Origin of the sequence: Microvirga sp. Mcv34, assembly GCF_024519725.1 — a bacterium.
GTDB lineage: Bacteria > Pseudomonadota > Alphaproteobacteria > Rhizobiales > Beijerinckiaceae > Microvirga.
In genome coordinates, this window is sequence record NZ_JALJRK010000019.1 from 16,164 (window position 1) to 38,422 (window position 22,259).

28 protein-coding genes are annotated in these 22,259 nt (G+C 64.6%); 8 read left to right on the forward strand and 20 right to left on the reverse strand.

Annotated features, from left to right (window positions below):
- Window positions 1-42: 42 nt before the first annotated feature.
- From OC446_RS12355 to OC446_RS12370, 4 genes are all read right to left on the reverse strand, one after another.
- Window positions 43-1,233, reverse strand: a complete 1,191-nt coding sequence (locus OC446_RS12355) for a lytic murein transglycosylase (protein ID WP_410055067.1) — start codon at window positions 1,231-1,233, stop codon at window positions 43-45.
- Between the two features lie 86 nt (window positions 1,234-1,319).
- Window positions 1,320-1,691: a cupin domain-containing protein gene (locus OC446_RS12360; RefSeq protein ID WP_262029327.1), complete on the reverse strand. Its 372-nt coding sequence runs from the start codon at window positions 1,689-1,691 to the stop codon at window positions 1,320-1,322.
- A 73-nt stretch (window positions 1,692-1,764) separates the two neighbouring features.
- Window positions 1,765-2,367 (reverse strand): 3-isopropylmalate dehydratase small subunit, encoded by a 603-nt coding sequence (leuD, locus tag OC446_RS12365; RefSeq protein ID WP_262029328.1) that lies wholly within the window; start codon window positions 2,365-2,367, stop codon window positions 1,765-1,767.
- A 71-nt stretch (window positions 2,368-2,438) separates the two neighbouring features.
- Window positions 2,439-3,350 carry a YdcF family protein gene (locus OC446_RS12370; RefSeq protein WP_262029329.1) on the reverse strand — a complete coding sequence of 304 codons (912 nt, stop codon included), beginning with the start codon at window positions 3,348-3,350 and terminating at the stop codon, window positions 2,439-2,441.
- A 72-nt stretch (window positions 3,351-3,422) separates the two neighbouring features.
- Here OC446_RS12370 and OC446_RS12375 point away from each other — a divergent pair, with 72 nt between their 5' ends.
- Complete coding sequence (locus tag OC446_RS12375) at window positions 3,423-3,833, forward strand: hypothetical protein (RefSeq protein ID WP_262029330.1); 411 nt, start codon at window positions 3,423-3,425, stop codon at window positions 3,831-3,833.
- 17 nt (window positions 3,834-3,850) lie between these two features.
- Here OC446_RS12375 and OC446_RS12380 read toward each other — a convergent pair whose 3' ends face one another.
- The gene (locus OC446_RS12380) at window positions 3,851-4,258 is read right to left on the reverse strand and encodes a metallopeptidase family protein (RefSeq protein ID WP_262029331.1); all 408 of its coding nucleotides are present in this window, start codon (window positions 4,256-4,258) and stop codon (window positions 3,851-3,853) included.
- 4 nt (window positions 4,259-4,262) lie between these two features.
- The gene (locus tag OC446_RS12385; RefSeq protein ID WP_262029332.1) at window positions 4,263-4,538 is read right to left on the reverse strand and encodes a hypothetical protein; all 276 of its coding nucleotides are present in this window, start codon (window positions 4,536-4,538) and stop codon (window positions 4,263-4,265) included.
- A gap of 124 nt (window positions 4,539-4,662) precedes the next feature.
- Between OC446_RS12385 and OC446_RS12390 the strand changes: the two genes are divergently transcribed.
- Window positions 4,663-4,968, forward strand: a complete 306-nt coding sequence (locus OC446_RS12390; RefSeq protein WP_262029333.1) for a hypothetical protein — start codon at window positions 4,663-4,665, stop codon at window positions 4,966-4,968.
- Window positions 4,969-5,042: 74 nt separating this feature from the next.
- Here the strand turns inward: OC446_RS12390 and leuC are convergent, their stop codons facing one another.
- The 4 genes from leuC to OC446_RS12410 all read right to left on the reverse strand — a co-directional run bounded on the left by leuC (window position 5,043) and on the right by OC446_RS12410 (window position 8,683).
- On the reverse strand, window positions 5,043-6,449 hold the full coding sequence (gene leuC / locus OC446_RS12395; RefSeq protein ID WP_262029334.1) for a 3-isopropylmalate dehydratase large subunit: 1,407 nt from the start codon (window positions 6,447-6,449) through the stop codon (window positions 5,043-5,045).
- A gap of 230 nt (window positions 6,450-6,679) precedes the next feature.
- A complete protein-coding gene (gene rplS / locus OC446_RS12400) occupies window positions 6,680-7,063 on the reverse strand; it encodes a 50S ribosomal protein L19 (RefSeq protein ID WP_262029335.1) in 384 nt (127 codons plus the stop codon).
- A gap of 144 nt (window positions 7,064-7,207) precedes the next feature.
- Window positions 7,208-7,825 (reverse strand): hypothetical protein, encoded by a 618-nt coding sequence (locus OC446_RS12405; RefSeq protein WP_262029336.1) that lies wholly within the window; start codon window positions 7,823-7,825, stop codon window positions 7,208-7,210.
- Between the two features lie 186 nt (window positions 7,826-8,011).
- Window positions 8,012-8,683 (reverse strand): winged helix-turn-helix transcriptional regulator, encoded by a 672-nt coding sequence (locus OC446_RS12410; RefSeq protein ID WP_262029337.1) that lies wholly within the window; start codon window positions 8,681-8,683, stop codon window positions 8,012-8,014.
- Between the two features lie 103 nt (window positions 8,684-8,786).
- Between OC446_RS12410 and OC446_RS12415 the strand changes: the two genes are divergently transcribed.
- A complete protein-coding gene (locus tag OC446_RS12415; protein WP_262029338.1) occupies window positions 8,787-9,743 on the forward strand; it encodes a PLP-dependent cysteine synthase family protein in 957 nt (318 codons plus the stop codon).
- Window positions 9,744-9,746: 3 nt separating this feature from the next.
- Here OC446_RS12415 and OC446_RS12420 read toward each other — a convergent pair whose 3' ends face one another.
- The 7 genes from OC446_RS12420 to OC446_RS12450 form a co-directional block, all read right to left on the reverse strand.
- Window positions 9,747-10,145, reverse strand: a complete 399-nt coding sequence (locus tag OC446_RS12420) for a VOC family protein (protein ID WP_262029407.1) — start codon at window positions 10,143-10,145, stop codon at window positions 9,747-9,749.
- 126 nt (window positions 10,146-10,271) lie between these two features.
- Window positions 10,272-10,607: a hypothetical protein gene (locus OC446_RS12425; protein ID WP_262029339.1), complete on the reverse strand. Its 336-nt coding sequence runs from the start codon at window positions 10,605-10,607 to the stop codon at window positions 10,272-10,274.
- A gap of 108 nt (window positions 10,608-10,715) precedes the next feature.
- Window positions 10,716-11,399: a tRNA (guanosine(37)-N1)-methyltransferase TrmD gene (gene trmD / locus OC446_RS12430; protein WP_262029340.1), complete on the reverse strand. Its 684-nt coding sequence runs from the start codon at window positions 11,397-11,399 to the stop codon at window positions 10,716-10,718.
- Window positions 11,396-12,133: a ribosome maturation factor RimM gene (gene rimM, locus OC446_RS12435; RefSeq protein ID WP_410055068.1), complete on the reverse strand. Its 738-nt coding sequence runs from the start codon at window positions 12,131-12,133 to the stop codon at window positions 11,396-11,398. The genes trmD and rimM overlap by 4 nt, the downstream gene beginning before the upstream one ends.
- 9 nt (window positions 12,134-12,142) lie before the next feature.
- The gene (gene rpsP, locus OC446_RS12440) at window positions 12,143-12,502 is read right to left on the reverse strand and encodes a 30S ribosomal protein S16 (protein WP_262029342.1); all 360 of its coding nucleotides are present in this window, start codon (window positions 12,500-12,502) and stop codon (window positions 12,143-12,145) included.
- A 72-nt stretch (window positions 12,503-12,574) separates the two neighbouring features.
- Complete coding sequence (ffh, locus tag OC446_RS12445) at window positions 12,575-14,119, reverse strand: signal recognition particle protein (RefSeq protein WP_262029343.1); 1,545 nt, start codon at window positions 14,117-14,119, stop codon at window positions 12,575-12,577.
- A 2-nt stretch (window positions 14,120-14,121) separates the two neighbouring features.
- Window positions 14,122-14,337 carry a glutathione S-transferase gene (locus tag OC446_RS12450; RefSeq protein WP_262029344.1) on the reverse strand — a complete coding sequence of 72 codons (216 nt, stop codon included), beginning with the start codon at window positions 14,335-14,337 and terminating at the stop codon, window positions 14,122-14,124.
- Between the two features lie 383 nt (window positions 14,338-14,720).
- Here OC446_RS12450 and OC446_RS12455 point away from each other — a divergent pair, with 383 nt between their 5' ends.
- Window positions 14,721-15,785 carry an MBL fold metallo-hydrolase gene (locus OC446_RS12455; RefSeq protein ID WP_262029345.1) on the forward strand — a complete coding sequence of 355 codons (1,065 nt, stop codon included), beginning with the start codon at window positions 14,721-14,723 and terminating at the stop codon, window positions 15,783-15,785.
- Here OC446_RS12455 and OC446_RS12460 read toward each other — a convergent pair.
- Together OC446_RS12460 and OC446_RS12465 are read right to left on the reverse strand one after the other, a co-directional pair.
- The gene (locus OC446_RS12460) at window positions 15,742-16,413 is read right to left on the reverse strand and encodes an HAD family hydrolase (protein ID WP_262029346.1); all 672 of its coding nucleotides are present in this window, start codon (window positions 16,411-16,413) and stop codon (window positions 15,742-15,744) included. The genes OC446_RS12455 and OC446_RS12460 overlap by 44 nt on opposite strands.
- A complete protein-coding gene (locus tag OC446_RS12465; RefSeq protein ID WP_262029347.1) occupies window positions 16,410-17,195 on the reverse strand; it encodes a GyrI-like domain-containing protein in 786 nt (261 codons plus the stop codon). The genes OC446_RS12460 and OC446_RS12465 overlap by 4 nt, the downstream gene beginning before the upstream one ends.
- Before the next feature lie 207 nt (window positions 17,196-17,402).
- On the opposite strand from OC446_RS12465, the gene dapF reads away from it, so the two are divergent.
- Together dapF and mtaB are read left to right on the forward strand one after the other, a co-directional pair.
- Complete coding sequence (dapF, locus tag OC446_RS12470; RefSeq protein WP_262029348.1) at window positions 17,403-18,287, forward strand: diaminopimelate epimerase; 885 nt, start codon at window positions 17,403-17,405, stop codon at window positions 18,285-18,287.
- A complete protein-coding gene (gene mtaB / locus OC446_RS12475; RefSeq protein ID WP_262029349.1) occupies window positions 18,287-19,540 on the forward strand; it encodes a tRNA (N(6)-L-threonylcarbamoyladenosine(37)-C(2))-methylthiotransferase MtaB in 1,254 nt (417 codons plus the stop codon). The genes dapF and mtaB overlap by 1 nt, the downstream gene beginning before the upstream one ends.
- Here mtaB and OC446_RS12480 read toward each other — a convergent pair.
- The gene (locus OC446_RS12480) at window positions 19,537-20,217 is read right to left on the reverse strand and encodes an RluA family pseudouridine synthase (protein ID WP_262029350.1); all 681 of its coding nucleotides are present in this window, start codon (window positions 20,215-20,217) and stop codon (window positions 19,537-19,539) included. The genes mtaB and OC446_RS12480 overlap by 4 nt on opposite strands.
- A 66-nt stretch (window positions 20,218-20,283) precedes the next feature.
- Here OC446_RS12480 and ftsY point away from each other — a divergent pair, with 66 nt between their 5' ends.
- Together ftsY and OC446_RS12490 are read left to right on the forward strand one after the other, a co-directional pair.
- Window positions 20,284-21,624, forward strand: a complete 1,341-nt coding sequence (gene ftsY / locus OC446_RS12485; RefSeq protein ID WP_262029351.1) for a signal recognition particle-docking protein FtsY — start codon at window positions 20,284-20,286, stop codon at window positions 21,622-21,624.
- A complete protein-coding gene (locus OC446_RS12490; RefSeq protein WP_262029352.1) occupies window positions 21,621-22,217 on the forward strand; it encodes a septation protein A in 597 nt (198 codons plus the stop codon). Before ftsY ends, OC446_RS12490 begins: the two co-directional genes overlap by 4 nt.
- Window positions 22,218-22,259: the final 42 nt, after the last annotated feature.

Here is a 22,259-nt window from a genome sequence, read left to right on the forward strand (position 1 = left end):
TCGTCCCGCAACTAACCTATAGGGCCATGGGAGTCCGCGGGTTTACCCCCGCAGCGCTTCCAGCACCTTTCCGCCGGGCCGTCCGCGCGGCTCGAGGCCGATGCGGCGCTCGACGTCCTTGATGGCCTCGCGGGTCTTCGACCCGATTTTCCCGTCCACTTCGCCGACATCATAACCGCGCGCGGCGAGGAGGCTCTGCAGCTCGCGGCGCTGGGCGCGCGACAGGGGCGGATCGTCGGTCGGCCAGGCGGCCTGGATGCCGGGCAGACCCTTCAGGCGGTCCCCCAGCAGCGCGATGGCGAGACCGTAGGACTCGGCCGCGTTGTAGGAATAGACCGCGTCGAAGTTCTTGGTCACGAGGAAGGCCGGGCCGTTGATGCCGGCCGGGATGATGATGCCGGCCGCGTAATTGCCCGACAGGGGACGCCCGTCGACACGCTGCACGCCCATGGCGGCCCAGGTGGCGAGCGGCTTCTTGTTCTTGCGCCCGGCGAGACCCTGGTTGAAGTTCTGCGGCAGGCGCACCTCGTAGCCCCAGGGCAGGCCGTTCACCCAGCCGGCCTTCTTGAGGAAGTTCGCCGTCGAGTGAACCGCGTCGGGGACCGAATTCATGATGTCGCGACGCCCGTCCCCGTCCCCATCGACGGCGAGGCGCTGGAAGGTCGAGGGCATGAACTGGGTATGACCGAAGGCGCCGGCCCAGGAGCCGCGCAGGTTGGCCGGGTTGATGTCCCCGTCCTGCACGATCTTCAGGGTCGCCATCAGCTCGCCCTTGAAATAGTCGTTGCGGCGCGGCGCATAGCAGACGAGGGTCGACAGCGACTGGATCAGCGGACGCCCGCCGATATCCTTGCCGAAATTGGATTCCACGCCCCACACGCCCGCGATGGCATGGCGGTCGACGCCGAAGCGCGCCTCGGCGGAGGCGAGCGCCTGCCCCCATTGGCGCATGGCCGCGCGGCCGTCCTGCACCCGCTCCTCGTCGACGAGCGCCGAAAGATAGTCCCAGATCGGCGTCTTGAACTCGGGCTGGTTGTTCATGAGGTCGAGGATCGTCAGATCCGGCGTGACCCCGCGGGTGGCGACATCGAAGGCCTGGCCGGAAATGCCCTTGGCGGCCGCCTGCGAGCGCAGGCTGGACAGGCATGAGCTGAAATTCGCCTGGGCCGAGGCCGGGGCGGCCATCGTCACGGAGGCGAGACCGAGGAGCGCGGGAACAATGATGCGTTTCATGCCCGCGACCTTGCAGGCAATTTGGTTAATCTTATGGAAACGGAGCGGCGGCTCACGGATTCGTTAGTACCCGTCGCTCGCTTCCCTTAACCGAGGTCGGGATCGGGCAAGTCCGTCTGGATCCAGCGGTCGCTGACATGGATGTCGGTGGTTTCGAGACGCCCGGGGCCGAGATTGACGAATTTGTGCGGGATGCCGGCCGGTCCGAACACGATCTGTCCGGCCTCGCATTCGAAGCGCTCGTCGCCGACCGTGAAGAGGGCTCGTCCCTCGCGGATGATGAAGATCTCATCATAGGGGTGGACGTGCCATTTCGGCCCGACGCCCACCTCCTCGGTCGCATAGAAGAGCACGGTGGCGCCGGTGCCGAGGGTATGGCCCTCGACCCGGCCCTTCCAGAGCTCGGGATGCGAGGCCCAGTCGCGGCGATCAAGGATGCGTGGCTTTTTGTCGGCCATTGGCTGTCCGTCCGTAGCGCTTCCCCGGTGTCCGTCCCAGCGCGTCGGCAGCCGGGGTGACGTACCAGAGACTTTAAGCCCAGGCGCGCTCGGCGAGCTTCTTCTCGAAGCTGTCGATGGCGGTGCCCTTTTCCATGGTCAGGCCGATGCCGTCGAGGCCGTTGAGCATGCAGTGCTTCTTGAACGGGTCGATGTCGAACTTGACCGTGCCGCCGTCGGGACCGCGGATCTCCTGGTTCTCCAGGTCGATGGTCAGAGTCGCGTTGGCCCCGCGCTCCGCATCGTCAAAGAGCTTCTCCAGGTCTTCCGGAGAGACCTTGATCGGCAGGATGCCGTTCTGGAAGCAGTTGTTGTAGAAGATGTCGGCGAAGCTGGTGGAGATTACGCAGCGGATGCCGAAATCGAGCAGCGCCCAGGGGGCGTGCTCGCGGGACGAGCCGCAGCCGAAATTGTCGCCCGCCACCAGGATCTGGGCATTGCGATAGGCCGGCTGGTTGAGCACGAAATCCGGGTTCTCCGAACCATCCTCGCGATAGCGCATCTCCGAGAAGAGACCCGTGCCGAGCCCGGTGCGCTTGATCGTCTTCAGGTACTGCTTGGGGATGATCATATCGGTATCGATATTGATGATCCGCAAAGGTGCCGCGACGCTTTCCAGCACGGTGAACTTGTCCATGGTCCTCACATCCCTGAAGGCGGCAGCCGGGCCGCTGTCGGGTGCCTCATATCAAAGGGTTGCGAGGACCGCTAGGCCAACGATGGTCGCGGCATTGTCGAACGGTTTCCGAAACCCTCGGCTAAAGCCTCCTGCAGGCACGCGTAGGCCTTTTCGATCCGCTTCGGAATGTCGAGATGGGCAATGAATCCTTTCCCGTTCGGGCCGTATCCATCGGAATCGTCGCGTAAGCGGGGGATCTCCCCTATGACAAGCGCGAGAAAGCGATCCAGGGGCCAGAGTCCGGCTATCCCACCCAAGTTGAACTGCACTTCGTCTTCGACCAGACGAACGCGAGGCGTGAAAGTCGGCCAGTTGAGGAACGACACATCAGGACGGTCGCGCCAGATGTGCCGAAACGTGGCATCCACCCGTCTTTGCATGGTCGGATCCTGGATCAGCAGGATGGTCTTCATGGGCTGACTGGAATCTACATGCAACCTTCGGGAAAATTTGGCATTTTCCCCACTGTTGGTCGAATCCGGTTCGATCAGAAGACTTGAACGATCGATGCCCCAGAAGTTCAATCCAATGTCCGCAAGAATGTGCGCCTCGGCTCGACCTTCGGTGTGGATGGTCTGATAATCGGAATGGGCAGCCACCTTCTGGCGCAGAACCTCGGTCGCGTGTCCGATTCCGCCTGAGATCAGAAGCCTTGTACAGGTTCCTCTCCCTATGAGGCGAAAAGCACCTTCCGCTGTCTCAAGAACACAGTTACCTGCCAGGATAATGCAATCGATTGGACTTGCCGCAATACCCGCTGGCAGTTGGTCGCTTCCCCTCGGACCGAAATCGTTCAAGGCCAAGAAACCCGCGACATCGTTGAGGGCCGTCACAAGCGGTGGGGTAAAGTGGCTAGCCTGATCCATATAACACTCTGTCAAAAGTGACTTGGATGTGCGTGCCGGGTCGCCCGGATGGGCAAAAGGCACAACACTGATCATTCCGCTTTCGATAAGGGTTGCTAAATGGCAGAAGGTCTGCAAACGTTATCTAGTAACATTTGCGAGAGAACTATGTACGCCTTCAAGGATTTCAACAGGCAATACGCTCTTCATATCCGCAATCACAATCTCCTGTCTGGCGGCTTTCTCATCACTATCGGAGTAATTGGCGCCACACTTAATATGAGGCCGATGGTTATCTTCATAGCCCTACTCGGTTCTCTTCTTGCAGGAATGCTTGCCCGAGTGCTTCTTGTTTACGGGGACTATACGGGAGGCCTTCAATTCAGGCACGTATGGCTCATCTTACTGGGTGCGATTTTAAGTTTCTTGCTCTTGCTGTTTGCATATTGGGCTTTAACCCAAAAAGAAGTTCCTGATCACAAAAGAGGTATCTTAGCCTTCTTCATGGCAAATTTCCTTTTGATGCATCTCCCGTTTCTAATTGTACATTGCACAAAGCGATCAGATCTTCATCTTTAACCTACGTGAGAGATTCTTCACCCAGCTGCCGCCTCGATAGCCTCCATGTCCTCGTCGGAGAGGCCGAAATGGTGGCCGATCTCGTGGACGAGCACATGGGTGACGATGCTTCCCAGGCTCTCCTCGTGCTCGGCCCAATAGTCGAGGATGGGACGGCGATAGAGCCAGACCATGTTGGGAAACTGGCCCGTCTGCATCATGGCCCCACCCTGGGCGAGACCGATCCCGCGAAAGAGACCGAGGAGGTCGAAGGGGGTCTCGCAGCCCATCTCCCGCTGGGTCTCGTCATCGGGAAAATCCTCGACCCGGATCACCACGCCCTCGCAGAGCTGGCGGAACTCCTCCGGCAGGCGGGCATAGGCGTCCCGCGCCAGGATTTCGAGATCGTCAAGGCTGGGGGCTTGCAGATCGGCCAGAGCATTCATGGGATCAGAGGATCCTCAGCTGAACGAGAAGCCAGAGGACGAGAATCGCCACGCCCACGAGGGACAGGGCCCGCCCGATGCGGCGGCCCCAAAGTTCGATCGGATCGGTCCCACCGCCCTCACCCGCCCCGATGGCGTCCTTGGCGCCAAAATGCTCGCCGGCGCGCCGACCCATGCGGGCGAGCGCCGAGGAGCCGAGGGTGTCGGTGTCCCTCTGGACGCGCTCCAGCGCCTCGCGGGCCGCGTCGGCTTCGCGGGCGTCCCGGTCCCGATCGCTCATAGATCCCTCCTCCGGCTCCCTTACCTTTGCTTTACCATGGCGATTGCATCGCCTCTTCGCAACGGAACGTCTCGCACGCTTGGCCGTTAACAGGCCCGAACTGTCAACTGTTCATGAGGCAACAATGCGTAAGGTGTTTGGTATCCTGGCTGCGGCCGGGCTGGTGGTTTTCGGTGCCGGTGCGGCATCGGCCCAGGGTGTGGATGTGCGGATCGGCCCGTCGGGCGTCCGCGTCGCGCAGGAACGGCATTACGGCCATGGCTATCGGGACGGCTACCGCGAGCGGGTCGTCGAGCGCCGCGTGGTGCGCCCGGTCCGGTCCCGCACCGTCTGCCGGACGGTCATGGAAGAGCGCGTGCGTCGCAACGGCGTGGTCGTCCGCCGTCCGGTCGAGCGCTGCCGCCAGGTCGTGGCCGGCCGCCGCTACTGAGCTTGGACTCACTTCATGAGAAAGGCCGTGGCTCACCCGAGCCACGGCCTTTCATCTGTCTCTGATTTCGCGGATCAGCCGAAGGTGCGGATGTCCACGAACCGACCGGCGATCGCCGCCGCCGCCGCCATGGCGGGCGACACGAGATGGGTGCGGCCCTTGAAGCCCTGACGACCCTCGAAGTTGCGGTTCGACGTGGAGGCGCAGCGCTCGTGGGGCGCGAGGCGGTCGGCGTTCATGGCGAGGCACATGGAGCAGCCGGGCTCACGCCAGTCAAAACCGGCTTCCTTGAAGATCCTGTCCAGCCCCTCGGCCTCGGCCTGCATCTTCACGATGCCGGAGCCTGGCACGATCATGGCGCTGACGCTCTCGGCCACGCGCTTGCCTTCGACCACATTGGCGACGGCGCGCAGGTCCTCGATGCGGCCGTTGGTGCAGGAGCCGATGAAGACGCGGTCGAGGGTGATGTCGGTGATCTTCGTGCCCGGCGTGAGACCCATATATTCCAGGGCCCGCCACTTGGAGCGGCGCTTGTTCTCGTCCTGGATGTCGTCCGGGTTCGGCACCACGCCGGCCACCGACACCACGTCCTCAGGCGATGTGCCCCAGGTAACGATGGGCGGCAGATTGGCGGCGTCGAGCCGGATCTCGGTGTCGAAGAAGGCGCCTTCGTCCGTGCGCAAGGAGTCCCAGTACCGGACGGCCGCGTCCCAGGCCTCGCCCTTCGGGGCCTTGGGGCGGTCCTTCAGATAGGCATAGGTCTTCTCGTCCGGGGCCACCATGCCGGCGCGGGCTCCGCCCTCGATCGACATGTTGCAGATCGTCATGCGGCCTTCCATCGACAGGGACCGGATGGCCTCGCCCGCATATTCGATCACGTGGCCGGTGCCGCCGGCGGTGCCGATCTCGCCGATGATGGCCAGGATGATGTCCTTTGCCGTGACGCCGGGGGGCAGCTGCCCGTCCACGGTCACGCGCATGTTCTTGGCCTTCTTCTGGATCAGCGTCTGGGTGGCGAGCACATGCTCGACCTCCGAGGTGCCGATGCCGTGGGCGAGCGACCCGAAGGCGCCGTGGGTCGAGGTGTGGCTGTCGCCGCACACGATGGTCATGCCCGGGAGCGTAAAGCCCTGCTCGGGCCCCACCACGTGGACGATGCCCTGGCGGGTGTCGAGCTCGTTATAGTACTCGACGCCGAATTCCTTGGCGTTCTGGGCAAGGGCGGCGACCTGGGTCGCGGCCTCGGGATCCTCAATGCCCTGCGAACGGTCGGAGGTCGGCACGTTGTGATCGACCACCGCGAGGGTCTTCTGGGGCTGGCGCACCTTGCGGCCGGTCATGCGCAGGCCCTCGAAGGCCTGGGGGCTCGTCACTTCATGGACGAGGTGACGGTCGATGTAGAGAAGGCACGTCCCGTCAGCCTGCTGATCGACGACGTGGTCGTCCCAGATCTTGTCATAGAGGGTGCGGGGCTTGGCCATAGATCTCTTCCAACAGTCGAAAATAGTGGTCCAGCGTGTTTAGCGGCCTCTGGCGCCAACGGGAAGATGCCCTGAGCGCACACAGCCTTGAAACGATCGCATAGCAGAAGGCAGATGACGCGCAATTATATTTTTGTCGCGCCGGGCCATGGGCGGCTGGGGAGGGCCGTCTCAGCAAAAAGGCGCGGTTTGGAGCCGCGCCTTCGTGAATTCTGCCTGTGAGACGAGCCTTACTCGGCGGCAGCCGGGGCCACAGTCTTCTTCTCGGCGCGCTCGGCGATACGGGCCGACTTACCGCGACGGTCGCGCAGGTAGTACAGCTTGGCGCGGCGGACGGCACCACGGCGAACGACCTTGATGGATTCGACGTTCGGCGAATAGACCGGGAACACGCGCTCGACGCCTTCGCCGTAGGAGATCTTGCGGACCGTGAAGCTCTCGTGGAGGCCGCCGCCGGAACGGGCGATGCAGACGCCCTCATAGGCCTGCACGCGGGTCCGCTCGCCTTCCTTCACCTTCACGTTGACGATGACGGTATCGCCGGGCTGGAAGTCGGGAATGGTCTTGGCGAGCTTGGCAATCTGCTCCTGCTCGAGCTGCTGGATGAGGTTCATCGTTGTACTCCTGCCGTTGCGTGGCCCTGAGCGATCTCAAAACCCGCGGGATTTCGGCGTCCTGTTTTAAGTTGAGGCCGCGCCTATACAGGATATCAGGAGGATTGTCGAGCCAGTCTCGCGCATCTGCCCTTTTCCAACAATTTAGGGTTTAGGGAAGGTTCTAAAAGGAGAATCCTGGCTATACCCAAGAGCATTGAATCGCGACAGATCACCAAAATTGAATAGGTTTCGACGATACTTGGTTGGCACTACTCGCAAAGGTCCATCTGCCGATGGTGGTACTTCTTGTTCTCGCTCTGTTTTCAAAGGCAAATCCGTATCTTGAGAGATCCACATCGCTCCAAATGATAATTTTCCCTTATACTGCTCTTGATAGGTCCAGATATCTGCAAACTCCTTGTCCATCATTTCTGTAGAAAAATGCACGCATGAAGAAAGATTGCGCTCTTCTATGTCAGCAAAAATCGCTTCCCTTTCTGAGCTTACGGGGCCATGGTATCTCATATAAGTAACAGTATTCTTAGAAACTTTCCGTATCAATCGTGTCGGATTCCATGAGAAACTTCTAATTTCTCCCAAGAATGTTTCAGACGTGGCATGCAATTCTACCCATAGAAACTCTTCGGCTTTATCTAATTTACGCATAGCGTCCCGGACTATCTCACAAGCGTCCGCGCTACGAGATTCAGCGTTGCCTCGCACGGGTAAAGCAATGACAGCTGATCCAAGGACAGCTGCTAGCATCCATTGGCGGCTCACTCAGCCCTCCCAGTTTTACGTTATTAAATGTCGTTATTAATGAACGGAACAATTAAAGTGAAAACCGCAATTTTCACAACCCAGAGTCACAAATAAGGGTAATTTACGGACCGCTTCAGGCTTTGGTATTCATCTGACAGGGCCAAACCTGCAAATCTGGCTACTAGCCCATGAGATCCTCTCGAATTACCCTCTAACTGCTGAAGCGATCTCGGCGAACAGGTATCGCTCGAACCAATTCGGGAAGGCTCGCGCGAGCGCCTTGGGACCTTCCACCTTGAGCCCCAACCGCTGCGCCTCGGCGAAACTCATGTCACCGCGCCACCAGGCCACCAGCAGGGCAAGGCTGGCGCGGACGCGGAGCGGCTCGGGAAAGCCGGGGTTCTGCGTGCAATGGGAGGCTTCGGATGCCTTCAACAGCAGGAAGTGCGGTCGGTGCTGCCCTTCGATCTCGAAGCGGACGACCAGGGGCTCCGGCGGCAGGGCCTCTGGGCGGACGCGCCGCTGCATGTCCACGAGGAGCGGTTCGAGATCCAGGTCCTCGGTCTCGGGATGGCGCGGCAGCCAGCGCTGGCCCCAGGCGCCGATGGCGCCTACGATGCCCATCAGCTCCCGGCCCGCGTCCGTCAGGGTATATTCGGGCCCATGCTCACCCTCGATGCGCGCGACGGCGCCCACATGGACCAGCTCCTGCAGGCGCTCCGACAGCATGGTGCGGGAGATGCGCGGGATGCCGCGGCGGATGTCGTTGAACCGCCGGCTGCCGCACAGCAATTCCCGCACGACGAGAAGGGTCCAACGCCCGCCGATGGCCTCGTGGGCGCGGGCCACGGAACAGAACTGACCGTAATCTGCCATGGACCATGGGCTAGCATGATCGGGGACGCGGCAGAAGTCCGGATTCCGGACCTGACGGGTGTCTGGTCCCGGTCTACAAGGCGGAACTTCACGGACAAGGCCCATGACAGAGCATTCCGCCACTATCCTCGACCGCATCGGCAACACCTCCCTCATCGCCCTGCGCACTATCGGCCCAGCCGATGGCGCCCGCATTCTTCTGAAGCTGGAGAACGAGAACCCCACCGGCAGCATGAAGGACCGGATGGCGCTTGCCATGATCGACGCCGCGGAGGCGGACGGGCGCCTCGGGCCGGGAGGCGCGGTGGTCGAATATACCGGCGGCAGCACCGGGGTGTCCCTGTCGCTCGTCTGCGCCGTGAAGGGATACCCGCTCGACATCGTGACCTCGGATGCCTTCGCCCAGGAGAAGCGCGACCACATGGCGCTTCTAGGCGCGAGGCTGCATATCGTGCCGAGCGACGGCGGGCGCATGACGGAAAGACTAACGAAGGCCATGATCGAGGAGGCCCGCGTCATCGCTGAGGCGAAGGGCTCTTTCTGGACCGACCAGATGAAGAACCGGGACCAGATCGCCGCTTATCACCGGATGGCGGACGAGATCTGGCAGCAGACGGGAGGCCGGATCGACGGCTTCGTGCAGAGCGTCGGGACGGCCGCCTCCTTGCGCGGGATCGCCGAGGGGCTGCGGCGCCATCGCGATGCCTTGGAGATCGTCGCTGTGGAACCTGCGGAATCCCCGGTCCTGTCGGGTGGCCCATCGGGCGCTCACAAGATCGATGGGATCGGCGCGGGCTACGTGGTGCCGCTCTGGCAGGAGAGCGTGGCCGACGACATCGAGCGCGTGTCGACCGAAGACGCCACCGCGATGGCGTTCAGGCTCGCCCGCGAGGAAGGCCTGTTCGCCGGCACGTCGACCGGCGCCAACGTGGTCGCGGCCCTGCGTCTCGCCGAACGGCTGGGGCCGGATGCCACCATTGTCACAGTGATGTGCGATACGGGCATGAAATACCTGAAGACGTTCGGGGCAAGGCTCGCGGCTAACCTTCAGCCCGGATGACCCTCACACGCGCTCCAGGAACTCGACGATGATGCCGTCCGGATCCTTGCAGAACGCCACCTTGCGGATCAGTTCGGCATTCGCGGCCTCGCGCGGCGGCACGGTGAAGTCCACGCCAGCGGACCGAAGCTTGTCGTAGATTGCCTCGACGTCGTCGACCCGGAAGGTGATGTGACGGATACCGGCCTCGGTGACGGGAACCTCGCGGGCCGGCCCCTGGATCGATGCGGCCGGCTCGACGATCTCGAGCATGACGCCGCCGGTCTCGAGAAACGCGATGCGCCCGCCCTCGCCCGTGCGCTTGACCAGGATCTCCTTCAGCCCCAGCAACCCGCAATAGAACCCGATGGTCCTGTCCAGGTTGCTGCTGGTCATGCCCACATGCTCGAAACCCTGCACCATCGAAGCGATCACCTTATCCCTCTTGAATAAGTTCAGGCAGAGCGGAGCACATATGCCCATGAACCGCAATGCCGCTGCGACACAAGCCGGCGGCATTGCGGCAGCTCCCGCTGATGGCGTTTGGCCTTACTTGGTGGCAGGGGGAGCCATGGCACCAATCCTGGTCGCCATATCCATGCATTCGGCCTCCTTGCCCTGCTGATCAAGCTGCTTGGCCTGCTGAATCATCTGCATGGTCTGGTTGTTACTTTGGTTTTGAACCGTCGTGGCCTGCCCCGAGGGAGGTGAACCCTGAACCGCCGAACCTGTCGTCGCGGGCGTATCCAGCGTTGGTCCGGCCCCCTCCTGCCTGGCCGAAACAGACTTCTCCAGATCGGCAATCCTTTGTGTGCATGGCCCTGCGATGCCGGGGCTGGCGAAGAGGAACGCGAGGATCGTGCCAAGAATGATGCGGCTGATCATGTCGATCTCCCAGGATCGAGAGCCCCGCTGCGTTAAACCTTCTGCGGTGGCCGACGTTCCAGCATCAGGTCGGCTGTTCTTGTCCGAAGCATCAGCAGCGGAAGCGTTCTATCGCTCCAGCAGATCCGGTCGCCGCTCCCGGGTGATGCGTTCCGATTCCTCGCGGCGCCAGCGCTCGATCATCGCATGATTGCCGGAGAGGAGCACGTCGGGAATGGGCCGCCCCTCCCATTCGCGGGGCCTTGTGTAATGCGGGTATTCGAGCCGGTTCGATTCGAAGCTCTCCTCGGTACCGGAGGCTTCCTTGCCCATGACGCCGGGCAACAGCCGCACGCAGGCATCGAGCACGATCATCGCGGCCATCTCGCCGCCGGAGAGCACGTAATCGCCGATGGAGACTTCCCTTAAGCCCCGCCCCTCGATGACGCGCTCGTCCACGCCCTCGAAACGGCCGCACACGATGACCACGCCGGGACCCGCCGCGAGTTCGCGCACATAGCCTTGAGTCAGCGGCTTCCCACGCGGGCTCATGAGCAGCCGGGGGCGCGGATCCTCGGCCGGAACATTGGCGTCAATGGCGGAGGCCAGCACGTCGCAGCGGATCACCATGCCGGGACCGCCACCGGCCGGCGTATCGTCCACCGTGCGGTGGCGGCCGAGGCCATGGTCGCGTATGTTCCTCGCCGTCAGGGACCACACGCCCCGCGCGAGCGCATCGCCCGACAGGGACATGCCGAGCGGGCCTGGGAACATGTCGGGATAAAGGGTGAGAATGGTGGCGGAAAAGCTCACGCCTCGTCCTCGGAATCGGGTGCGGATTTCGCCGGCTCGAACAGGTCGTCCGGCGGGTTGGCGACGATGCGCCTGCCGGCCAGATCGACCTTTGGCACGAAAACCTTGGTGAACGGCAGAAGCGCCGTCGGGCCTGTCTGCGCGGGCGCAATTTCCAAGAGATCGCCGCCGCCGTAATTGGGAACATCGACCACAGTGCCGATGATCTCGCCCGCCTCGTTGGACACGGCGATGCCGATCAGATCCGCGAGCAGGAATTCGTCCTCCTCGTCGGGCGGCGGAAGCTTGTCGCGCTCGACATAGAGCTGAACGCGGTTGAGGGCCTCGGAGGCCTCGCGGGTCGTCACGCCGTCGACGACGGCGACGAGAAGATCGGGCGCCGCGCCGGGAACGGGCCGCACGCTCTTGAGAGAGAAGGTTTTGCCGTTGGAGGCGATCAACGGCCTGTATCGGGCGATCGCCTGCGGGTCGCCCGTATGGGATTTCAGCCGCACCTCGCCCTTGAGGCCATGGGCGCGACCGAACTCGCCCACGAGGACGATGTCGTCCCGGACAGGCATAGCGCCGCTCCCTCCCCCCTTCGCGGGGGAGGGTGGCGAGCGGAGCGAGCCGGGAGAGGGGGCGTTCGACGGGTGAGCGCGGCCCCTCTCCCGACCCTCGCTGACGCGAGGGCCACCCTCTCCCGCGGCGGGGAGAGGGCGAAGGTCCTGCTTGTTTGAACGCCCCCGCTTCATCGTTATGCTTTAAGCGGCTTCGCCGCCGGCAGCCTCGGCCGCAGCGGCCTTCTCGGCAGCGCGCTCCTGGGCCTTCTTGCCCGGGACGGCCTTCTGCGGGTTGCTGCGGGCCGGACGCTTCAGGAGGCCGGCGGCATCGAGGAAGCGCAGGACGCGGTCGGTCGGCTGGGCGCCCTTGGCAAGCCAGGCCTGGATCTTCTCGGTCTCGAGAACGACGCGGCCGGCATCGTCCTTCGGCTTCATCGGGTCGTAGGTGCCGACCTTCTCGATGAAGCGGCCATCGCGCGGGGAGCGCGAATCGGCCACGACGATGCGGTAGTAGGGACGCTTCTTCGCACCACCACGGGTGAGACGGATCTTCAGGGACATGGGTTTCTCCTTTGGTGTCCTGTGATCAAACTTGCCTTAGCGTCATCCCCGCCGAAGCGGGAATGACGAAACCTATTTCTTCTTGCCGAACGGGAAGCCGCCGATGCCGGGCAGGCCCGGGATCTTGCCGGCGCCGAGACCCGGCAGGCCCTTGGGCATGGGAGGCAGAGCGCCGCCGGCGCCGCCGGGGAAATCGGGCAGCTTGCCGCCCATCTGCTTCTGCAGCGCCTCGATCTGCTCCGGCGTCGGCTGGGGCATGCCGCCGCCACCGCCGATGCCGAACATCTTGCCGAGCGCGCCCGCCATGCCCTTGCCCTTGCCGCCGCCCATCATCTTCATGACATCGGCCATCTGGCGGTGCATCTTGAGCAGCTTGTTGATCTCCTCGACCTTGGCGCCCGCACCCGCCGCGATACGCTTCTTGCGCGAGGCCTTGAGGATGTCCGGGTTGCGGCGCTCGGCCGGGGTCATGGAATCGATGATGGCGCGCTGGCGCTTGATGATCCGGTCGTCGAGATTGGCGTTCTCGAGCTGCGACTTCATCTTCGCCACGCCCGGCAGCATGCCCATCATGCCGGAGAGGCCGCCGATCTTCTCCATTTGGCTAAGCTGGTCGCGCAGGTCTTCGAGGTCGAACTTGCCCTTGCGCATCTTCTCGGCCATGCGCTGGGCCTGCGCCTGGTCGAAATTCTCTGCCGCCTTCTCGACCAGGGAGACGATGTCGCCCATGCCGAGAATGCGGTTGGCGACGCGGCTCGGGTGGAATTCCTCCAGCGCGTCGACCTTCTCGCCCGTGCCGATGAGCTTAATCGGCTTGCCGGTGACGGCGCGCATGGACAGGGCGGCACCGCCGCGGGCATCGCCGTCCATACGGGTCAGCACGATGCCGGTAACGCCGAGACGCTCGTCGAAGGCGCGTGCGGTGTTGACCGCATCCTGGCCAGTGAGCGCATCGGCCACGAGGAGCACCTCGTGCGGGTTGGTGGTGGCGCGCACATCCGCCGCCTCCACCATGAGCGCCTCGTCCACGGTCACGCGGCCGGCGGTGTCGAGCATCACCACGTCGTAGCCGCCGAGGCGGGCGGCCTCCATGGCGCGGCGAGCGATCTGCACGGCCGATTGGCCGGCAACGATGGGCAGGGTGTCGACGCCGACCTGCTTGCCGAGCACCGCGAGCTGCTCTTGTGCCGCCGGGCGGCGGGTGTCGAGGGAGGCCATGAGGACGCGGCGGTTCTCGCGGTCCTTCAGGCGCCGGGCGATCTTGGCCGTGGTGGTCGTCTTGCCCGAGCCCTGGAGGCCGACCATGAGAATGCCGACGGGCGGAACCGCGTTGAGGCTGATCACCTCCGCGTCCGCGCCGAGCATCTCCACCAACTGGTCGTGGACGATCTTGACCACCTGCTGGCCGGGCGAAACCGACTTGACCACCTCGGCGCCGACCGCGCGGGCGCGCACCTTGTCCGTGAAGGAGCGTACGACCTCGAGCGCCACGTCGGCCTCGAGCAGGGCACGGCGGACCTCACGCAGGGCCGCGTTGACATCTTCCTCGGTGAGCGCGCCGCGGCGCGTCAGCGAATTCAGGATGTTGGAGAGCTTGTCGGAAAGGCCTTCGAACATGATCACTCAATTCCTTTTGCGATGAGTGGTACATCGCGATCCGCGATGGCCTTTTCAAAGTGGCGGATGGCCGCCTCGAACTTGTCGCGGCAACCGGGATTGCAGAAGCCGACGACCTCGCCGCGATAACGGGTGAGCGAATCCGCCGCGATCGGTTGTCCCGACCACGGGCAGGTCTCGTTGACCGCGTCCTCGATGCGCAATGTGTCGTCCGACATTCCCTATCCTCTTCGTCACGACTGGACTTGTCCCAGTCATGACGGCGCAGAGAAACCCCAAAGAGAAACGCGCCCGAGGGCGCATCGCGCTGTCGGACGTTGACCTCCAGCCTCTCGGGCTGGTCGGCGGCTCATAAGGGCTCGCTCTACAGATTTGCGGCCAGCCGATAGAGGAAATGAGGCGTGGAGTCAAGAAAAAGGCCCGAAAGGGCGTATTTCAATGCGTTTACGGCCGGTCGCGGAGGACTTGCAGCGCCTCCCCGATCGTCATAGCCGGGACAAGCCCGGCCATGACGGAGAGGCTCAGCGCGTCACATCACTTAACCCTTGCCGATCCGCGTCTGCATCCCCACGCTTAGGGCCTCACCACTGACGATCGTCTCATGAACCGCCGCATCCTTCTCAAGACTTTGGGCCTTCCCGTCATCGCAGCCACCAGCGCCGTGGGCTGGATGAAGGCAGCCCGCGCGACGAACCGGTACTATCAGGGGCCGGCCACCGACCATTTCGACGGGGTGCGGTTCTTCCTGGCCGACCAGCCGCAGGATAAAGGCTTCATGGAGCTCGCCCGCTGGCAGTTCGGGGGCGGGCGCAAGGATTGGCCGGAGAGCTTTCCGAGCCCCTTCCAGGACAAGCCGCCGGCCGAGGTGCAGGACCTGCGAACGACGCTGATCGGCCATGCCTCGTTCCTGGTCCAGGTGGCGGGGCTCAACATCCTGATCGACCCTGTGTTTTCGGAACGGGCGAGCCCGGTCTCCTTCGCCGGGCCAAAGCGCGTGAACCCGCCGGGCATCGCCTTTCAGGACCTGCCGCCGATCCACGCGGTGCTGATCACCCACAACCATTACGACCATCTCGACACCAGGACCCTTGGCCGTCTCTGGCAACAGCATCGTCCGAAATTCGTCGCTCCCCTCGGGAACGACGCGGTGATCCGGGCGGAGCATCCGGAGATCCCGGTCGAGACCCGGGACTGGGGCGGAGCCGTCGATCTCGGCCATGGCGTCACGGCCCATTTCGAGCCCGCCTATCACTGGTCGGCGCGAGGCATCAACGACCGGCGCATGGCGCTCTGGTGCGCCTATGTGCTCACCACGCCGGCCGGCACGATCTACCATATCGGCGATACGGGCTTCGGCGACGGCAAGATTTTTCATGCTGTGCGCGAGCGCTTCGGTCGCCTGCGCCTCGCGCACCTGCCCATCGGGGCCTATGAGCCGCGCTGGTTCATGAAGCCGCAGCACATGAACCCGGGGGATGCCGTGAAGGTGCTGCGGATCGTCGAGGCCGAACAGGCGCTCGGCCACCATTGGGGCACGTTCCGGCTCACCAACGAGGGCGTCGACGAGCCCCCGCAGGAGCTGGCCGCAGCTCTTCAGGCGGCCGAGATCCCGGAAGATCGGTTCAGGCCTTTGCGGCCCGGGGAAGCGTGGACGCCGTCAGGGTGAAAAGTGGTTCCTCCAGGCCCCGAGGTTCATCCACGAGGCAGGCCGCGCCGGCCTCGGACAATTCCTGCCGCGATCCGTAACCCCAGGTGATCCCGATGGCCGCGACGCCGTTGGCCCGGGCACCGATAACGTCGTGCTTCCGGTCGCCGATCATGACGGCGCGCGCGGGATCGAAGCGCTCCTCATCGAGGATGTGGCGGATCAGGTCGCGCTTGTCGGCATTCCGGTTGTCGGGTTCCGAGCCGTAGACCTCGACGAAGAACCGCGACAGGTCGAAATGGTCGATGATCCGCCGGGCGAAAGCCTGAAGCTTCGACGTCGCGACATAGAGGCGGACGTCCTTCTCCCGAAGCTCCTGGAGCAGGGCCGGGATGCCGGCATAGACCTCGTTCTCGAACAGGCCGATATCGCCGTACCGCTCGCGGTAGAAGCGCACCGCGTCCTGAACTTCGCCGGCCCCGCCCAGAAGCTCCGCGAAGCCTGCGGTCAGCGGCGGGCCGATCATCCAGGTCAGCTCGTCCGCATCCGGCACGGGACGGCCCAGCCGTTCTAGCGCATATTGCACCGAGCGGGTGATGCCGGCTTTCGGGTCCGTCAGAGTCCCGTCGAGGTCGAAGAGAGCGATCATGGCTTCGGCTGAACGTAGATGTTCACCTCGAAATCGGTGTCCTGCGAATCGGTGAAGTCGCTCACGTATTCCTCGATGAAGGCGTCCTTCGCGACGATCTCCTTGAGGTCGAGATAGGCCGTGATCGTCTCGTAGGTGCCGTCGATCTCGTCATAGGCGTCCTTGTGCACGAAGCGGAAGGACTTGCCCTCCGGGGTCTTGCCGAACTTGATCTCGGGGGTCAGCTCGGTCTTGCCCTCGGGAACCTGGGCGATCGGCACCATCGCTTCGTATTTGAAGCCGTTGTCGTCCGTATCGACGAAGATCGTCAGCGGCCGGCCCGTCGGGGCGATTCCGGCCTTCTTCAGCTCGCCCTCGATCTTGGCGAAGGCGTTCTTGAGGTTGGTAAAGGCCTCGTCCCAGGTGCTGGTGCCCGAGATCATCACGGTCGGCTTGGAGACCAGAACGCCCTGCTCGACACCGGTCGGGTCGCTCGGATTCGGGAACAGAGTCGTGCGGCCGGCCTGCTGGGCGGGCGCCGGGCTGGCAGGAGCGGCCGGCGCCGGTGTCGCGGGAGCCGGCTGCCCGGGCGCCTGAGGAGCCGCGGGCGTCTGGGGTTCGGCCGGAGCGGGGCTCGGTGTGCTCTGGGCCTGCGGCGCGGGCTGTGGTGCTGCCGGAGGCGTGGCCGGGGCTGCGGGAGCCGCCGGAGCCGGAGCCGGATCGGCCGCCGGGGGCGTCTGCGCGAGGGCGACGCTCGAGCAGAGGGCGAGAACGAGAAGAAGACCTGAAGAGCGCAGCCGCATGGGAAAGACGCCTCACCCGCGAATCAAAATGGGATATCGGGCAGCACCATAGGGGGGATTTGTTGCAGCCGCGAGGCCGTCGACGGGATCCTGTGGAGGACGGATTGCAGCAGGTCCGCGCCCGGACATCTCCCTCTCGGACGATATTGCCGCATCCGGGCGTGATCCCCCTCGCGATTTCCGGGATTTTCGGCCATATAGCCCCCCATGAATGCCCTTTCGAACAGCCGTTTCCTCAAAATGAACGGTCTCGGCAACGAGATCACCGTGCTCGACCTGCGCGGCTCCCCCCATCGGGTGAGCGCGGCGGAAGCGCGCGCAATCGCGGCGGATCCGCGCTCGCGCTTCGATCAGCTCATGGTGCTGCACGACCCGGTCACGCCGGGTACCGACGCCTATATGCGCATCTACAACACGGACGGCTCGGAATCCGGCGCCTGCGGCAACGGCACCCGCTGCGTCGCCTGGGCGATGACGGCGGATCCGGCCATGAGCCGCCCGGTCGAGGGCGACCTCGTGCTCGAAACCAAGGCGGGCCTGCTGCCGGTGGAGCGCGTCTCGGACAGAGTCTTCACCGTCGACATGGGCCCGCCGCGTCTCGCCTGGAACGAGATTCCCCTGAGGGACCCTTATCCGGACACCCGCACGATCGCGGTCGACACCCTGCTCCCCGAGGCTCCCGAGCTCCAAGGTCCCTCGGCTGTCGGCATGGGCAATCCGCACGCCGTCTTCTGGGTCGAGGATGCCGAGGCCTATGACCTCGCGACCATCGGCCCGGTCTTCGAGCACGATCCGGTCTTCCCGGAGCGGGCCAACATCTCCTTCGCCCAGGTCACCGGCCCCGACCGCATCATCCTGCGCGTGTGGGAGCGCGGCGCCGGCGCCACCCGCGCCTGCGGCTCGGCCGCCTGCGCGACCCTGGTGGCGGCCGCCCGCAAGGGGCTGACCGGCCGCAAGGCCGTGGTGACGCTCCCCGGCGGCGACCTCGTGATCGAATGGCGCGAGAGCGACGGCCACGTGCTCATGACCGGCCCGACGGAGCTGGAGCACGAGGGCACCTTCTCGCCCGCCCTCTTCAGCGAGGTGGCCTGATGGCGGTCGAAGTCGTCACCTTCGGCTGCCGGCTCAACACCTACGAGTCGGAGGCCATGCAGCGCCACGCGGAGGAGGCGGGGCTCGGCGAGGTCATCATCGTCAACACCTGCGCGGTCACCGGAGAGGCGACCCGCCAGGCGCGCCAGTCCATCCGCAAGCTCGCCCGCGAAAAGCCAAATGCCCGTATCGTCGTGACGGGCTGCGCCGCTCAAGTCGAGCCCGAGACCTTCGCGGCCATGCCGGAAGTGTCTCAGGTCGTGGGCAACCACGAGAAGATGAAGGCCGAGACCTGGGCCGGGCTGCGCGATTTCGGCGTGGGCGCGAGCGAAAAGGTTCTCGTCAACGACATCATGGCCGTGAAGGAAACGGCCGTGCATCTCATCGACGGGATGCGCGGGCGCACCCGTGCCTTCGTGCAGGTGCAGAACGGCTGCGACCATCGCTGCACCTTCTGCATCATTCCCTACGGCCGCGGCAATTCCCGCTCCGTGCCCATGGGCGCGGTGGTGGAACAGGTGCGCACCCTCGTGGAGCACGGCTCCCGTGAGGTGGTGCTGACCGGCGTCGATATCACCAGCTACGGCAAGGATCTGCCGGGCGAGCCGAAGCTCGGCACCCTGGTGAAGGGCCTTCTGCGGCACGTACCGGAACTGGAGAGGCTTCGCATCTCGTCCATCGATTCCGTGGAGGCGGACGACGACCTTCTCGACGTGATCGCCTCCGAGCCCCGCCTGATGCCGCATCTGCATCTCTCGCTGCAGGCGGGCGACGACATGGTGCTGAAGCGCATGAAGCGCCGCCACCTGCGCGCCGACGCCATCGCGTTCTGCGAGCAGGTCAGGCGCCTGCGTCCCGACATGGTCTTTGGCGCCGACATCATTGCGGGCTTCCCGACCGAGACCGAGGAGATGTTCGCCCGCTCCCTCGCCATTGTGGAGGAATGCAGCCTGACCCATCTCCACGTCTTCCCCTTCTCGCCCCGTCCCGGCACGCCGGCCGCCCGCATGCCGCAGGTGGCACGGGACATCGTGAAGGACCGGGCGCGGCGCCTGCGCGCAAAAGGCGAGGCGGCCTTGCTGAAGCACCTCGCCGGTGAAGTCGGCGCGCGGCGCAACGTGCTGATCGAGACCAATCAGCTCGGCCGCACAGAGGGGTTCACGCTCGTGCGCTTCGCCGGCGCGGTGACGCCGGGCACCATCGTGCCGACCACCATCGCCGGGCACGACGGCAAGGACCTGCTGGCGGCCTAAACGCCGCCGCCGCACATGCTCACCCGCTCCCGCATATGCTCCGGCACCGGCGCCTCGACCGTGATCGGCGGCTTCTTGGGATAGAGCGGCACGCTCACGCTGCGGGCATGCAGGTGAAGGCCTGGGCCGTGAAAACGCGGGGCCGTGCCGTAGATCGGATCGCCGAGGATCGGGAAATTCATCGCCGCACAATGGACCCGCAGCTGATGGGTACGGCCGGTGACGGGGCGCAGTTCGAGGAGGCACAGACCTTCGCCCCGCCCCATCACGCGCCATGTCGTCAAGGAAGGCTGGCCCTTCGGGTCCACCTTCATCCACCAGCCGCGATCCGGCGATTTCGGTGCGAGGGCCAAGTCGATCTCGCCCTCGTCGTCCTGCGGCCCGCCCTCGACCACGGCCCAGTAAACCTTATCGACCTCGCCCTTGCGAAAAAGCTCGTTCAGGCGCGCGATAGCCTTGGGATGGCGGCCCAGCACGAGGCAACCGGAGGTATCCTTGTCGAGGCGGTGCGCGGCCTCCGGGCGGCGCGGCAAACCGAAGCGGAGGGCGTCGAGGTGATGAAACAGGGTCTCGCCGCCCTTGGGGCCGGGATGCACCGGCAGGCCGGCGGGCTTGTCGATCACGAGCATCAGGGCATCGCGATACAGCAAACGGTTGACTATCTCTTCCGCATTCATGATGCCTCCGCTATCGAGGCAACTGCGTTAAATCAAGCACAGCGTTCATAAGGCAAAGCGACACTCATGGCCGAAACGAAGCCCGACAAGCCCGGATTTTTCTCCCGTCTGTTCGGGCGCAAGGCTGAAGAAGCCCCGGTCGCACCGGCGCCGGAAACCCCGAAGGCCGGCGGCGAGCCGGAGGCGATGCCCTCTCCGCCCGCAACGGCCGCGGACGATCTTACGGCCGCCCCCCCGAGCGTGACCACCGCCTCCCCGGATACCCCGGAGGAGGACAAGGTGCCGCCGGAGCTGGCGGGAGCCGACCTTCAGCCGGTGGAGGGCTTGGATCCAGAGGGCACCAACCCGCAGGAGCCGCTGCCTCGCATCGCCACCGAGGCCGGACCAGCGCTACGCGCCGACATCGCGGCGTCTGATCTGCTCACCCCCGAGCCCGCCCCCGCCGAGGTTCTTCCCGTTCCCGAGCCGGCGCCCGCCGCGTCCCGCGGCTGGTGGCAGCGCCTGACGGACGGGATGCGCCGCACCTCCTCCTCCCTGTCTGAGAGCGTGACCGGGCTGTTCACCAAGCGCAAGCTCGACGACGCCACCCTGGAGGAACTGGAGGACGCCCTGGTTCAGGCCGATCTCGGCGTGCCCACGGCCATGAAGATCACGGAGGCGATTGCATCCGGCCGCTACAACAAGGAAATCTCGCCCCAGGAGGTGAAGACCATCCTGGCCGGCGAGGTCGAGAAGGCGCTCCAGCCCGTCGCCCAGGCGCTCTCCATCGACCGATCGAAAAAGCCCTTCGTCATCCTCATGGTCGGCGTGAACGGGGCGGGCAAGACCACGACCATCGGCAAGCTCTCCCAGAAATTCCGGCAGCAGGGCCTGACGGTGATGCTGGCGGCCGGCGACACCTTCAGGGCCGCCGCCATCGAGCAGCTGAAGGTCTGGGGCGAGCGGGTCGGCGCGCCGGTGCTGGCCCGCGCACAGGGCGCCGATGCGGCGGGGCTCGCCTATGACGCGTTGCAGGAGGCCAAGGCCAACGGCACGGATGTGCTCCTCATCGATACGGCCGGCCGCCTGCAGAACAAGGCCGGGCTCATGGCCGAGCTCGAGAAGATCGTGCGCGTGGTCAAGAAATTCGACCCGAGCGCGCCTCATGCCACCCTGCTCGTCCTCGACGCGACGGTGGGCCAGAACGCCATCAGCCAGGTCGAGCTGTTCCAGAAGACGGCGGGCGTCACCGGGCTCGTCATGACCAAGCTCGACGGCACGGCCCGCGGTGGCATTCTGGTGGCATTGGCTGCCAAATTCGGCCTGCCGGTGCATTTCATCGGCGTCGGCGAAGGAGTCGAAGACCTGGAGCCTTTCACCGCACGGGATTTCGCAAAGGCCATCGCCGGGTTAGAAGCAACCTCATGACAGACGAAAAACGCCTCCCTCCCCTCCTCAAGCTCGCCCTCGAACTCGGGCCGCTGGCCCTGTTCTTCCTCGGCAACGCCTATGGGGACCGGTTCGGCTTCGCGGAGAACCATCGCATCTTCGCCGCCACAGGCATCTTCATCGTGGCCACGGTGATCGCCCTGGGGATCAGCTATGCGCTGACCCGCAAGCTGCCGATCATGCCCCTGGTGTCGGGCATCGTCGTGGTGGTCTTCGGCGGGCTGACCCTGTTCCTGCAGGACGAGACCTTCATCAAGCTCAAGCCCACCATCGTGAACACCATGTTCGGGATCGTGCTGCTCGGCGGGCTCTATTTCCGCAAGCCCCTGCTCCAGATCGTGCTCGACAGCATGTTTGAGCTCGACGAGGAAGGCTGGCGCAAGCTCACCCTGCGCTGGGCCCTGTTCTTCTTCGCCCTCGCCGCCCTGAACGAGATCGTCTGGCGCACGCAGACCACGGATTTCTGGGTCAGCTTCAAGGTCTTCGGCATCATGCCGCTCACCATCGCGTTCGCCTTGGCGCAGACGCCCCTGCTGCTGAAGCACGAGATCAAGAAGGCAGGAGAGGCCTAGACCTCTCCCGCTCTTAGACATTTCCCTTGAGACCGGCTAAGC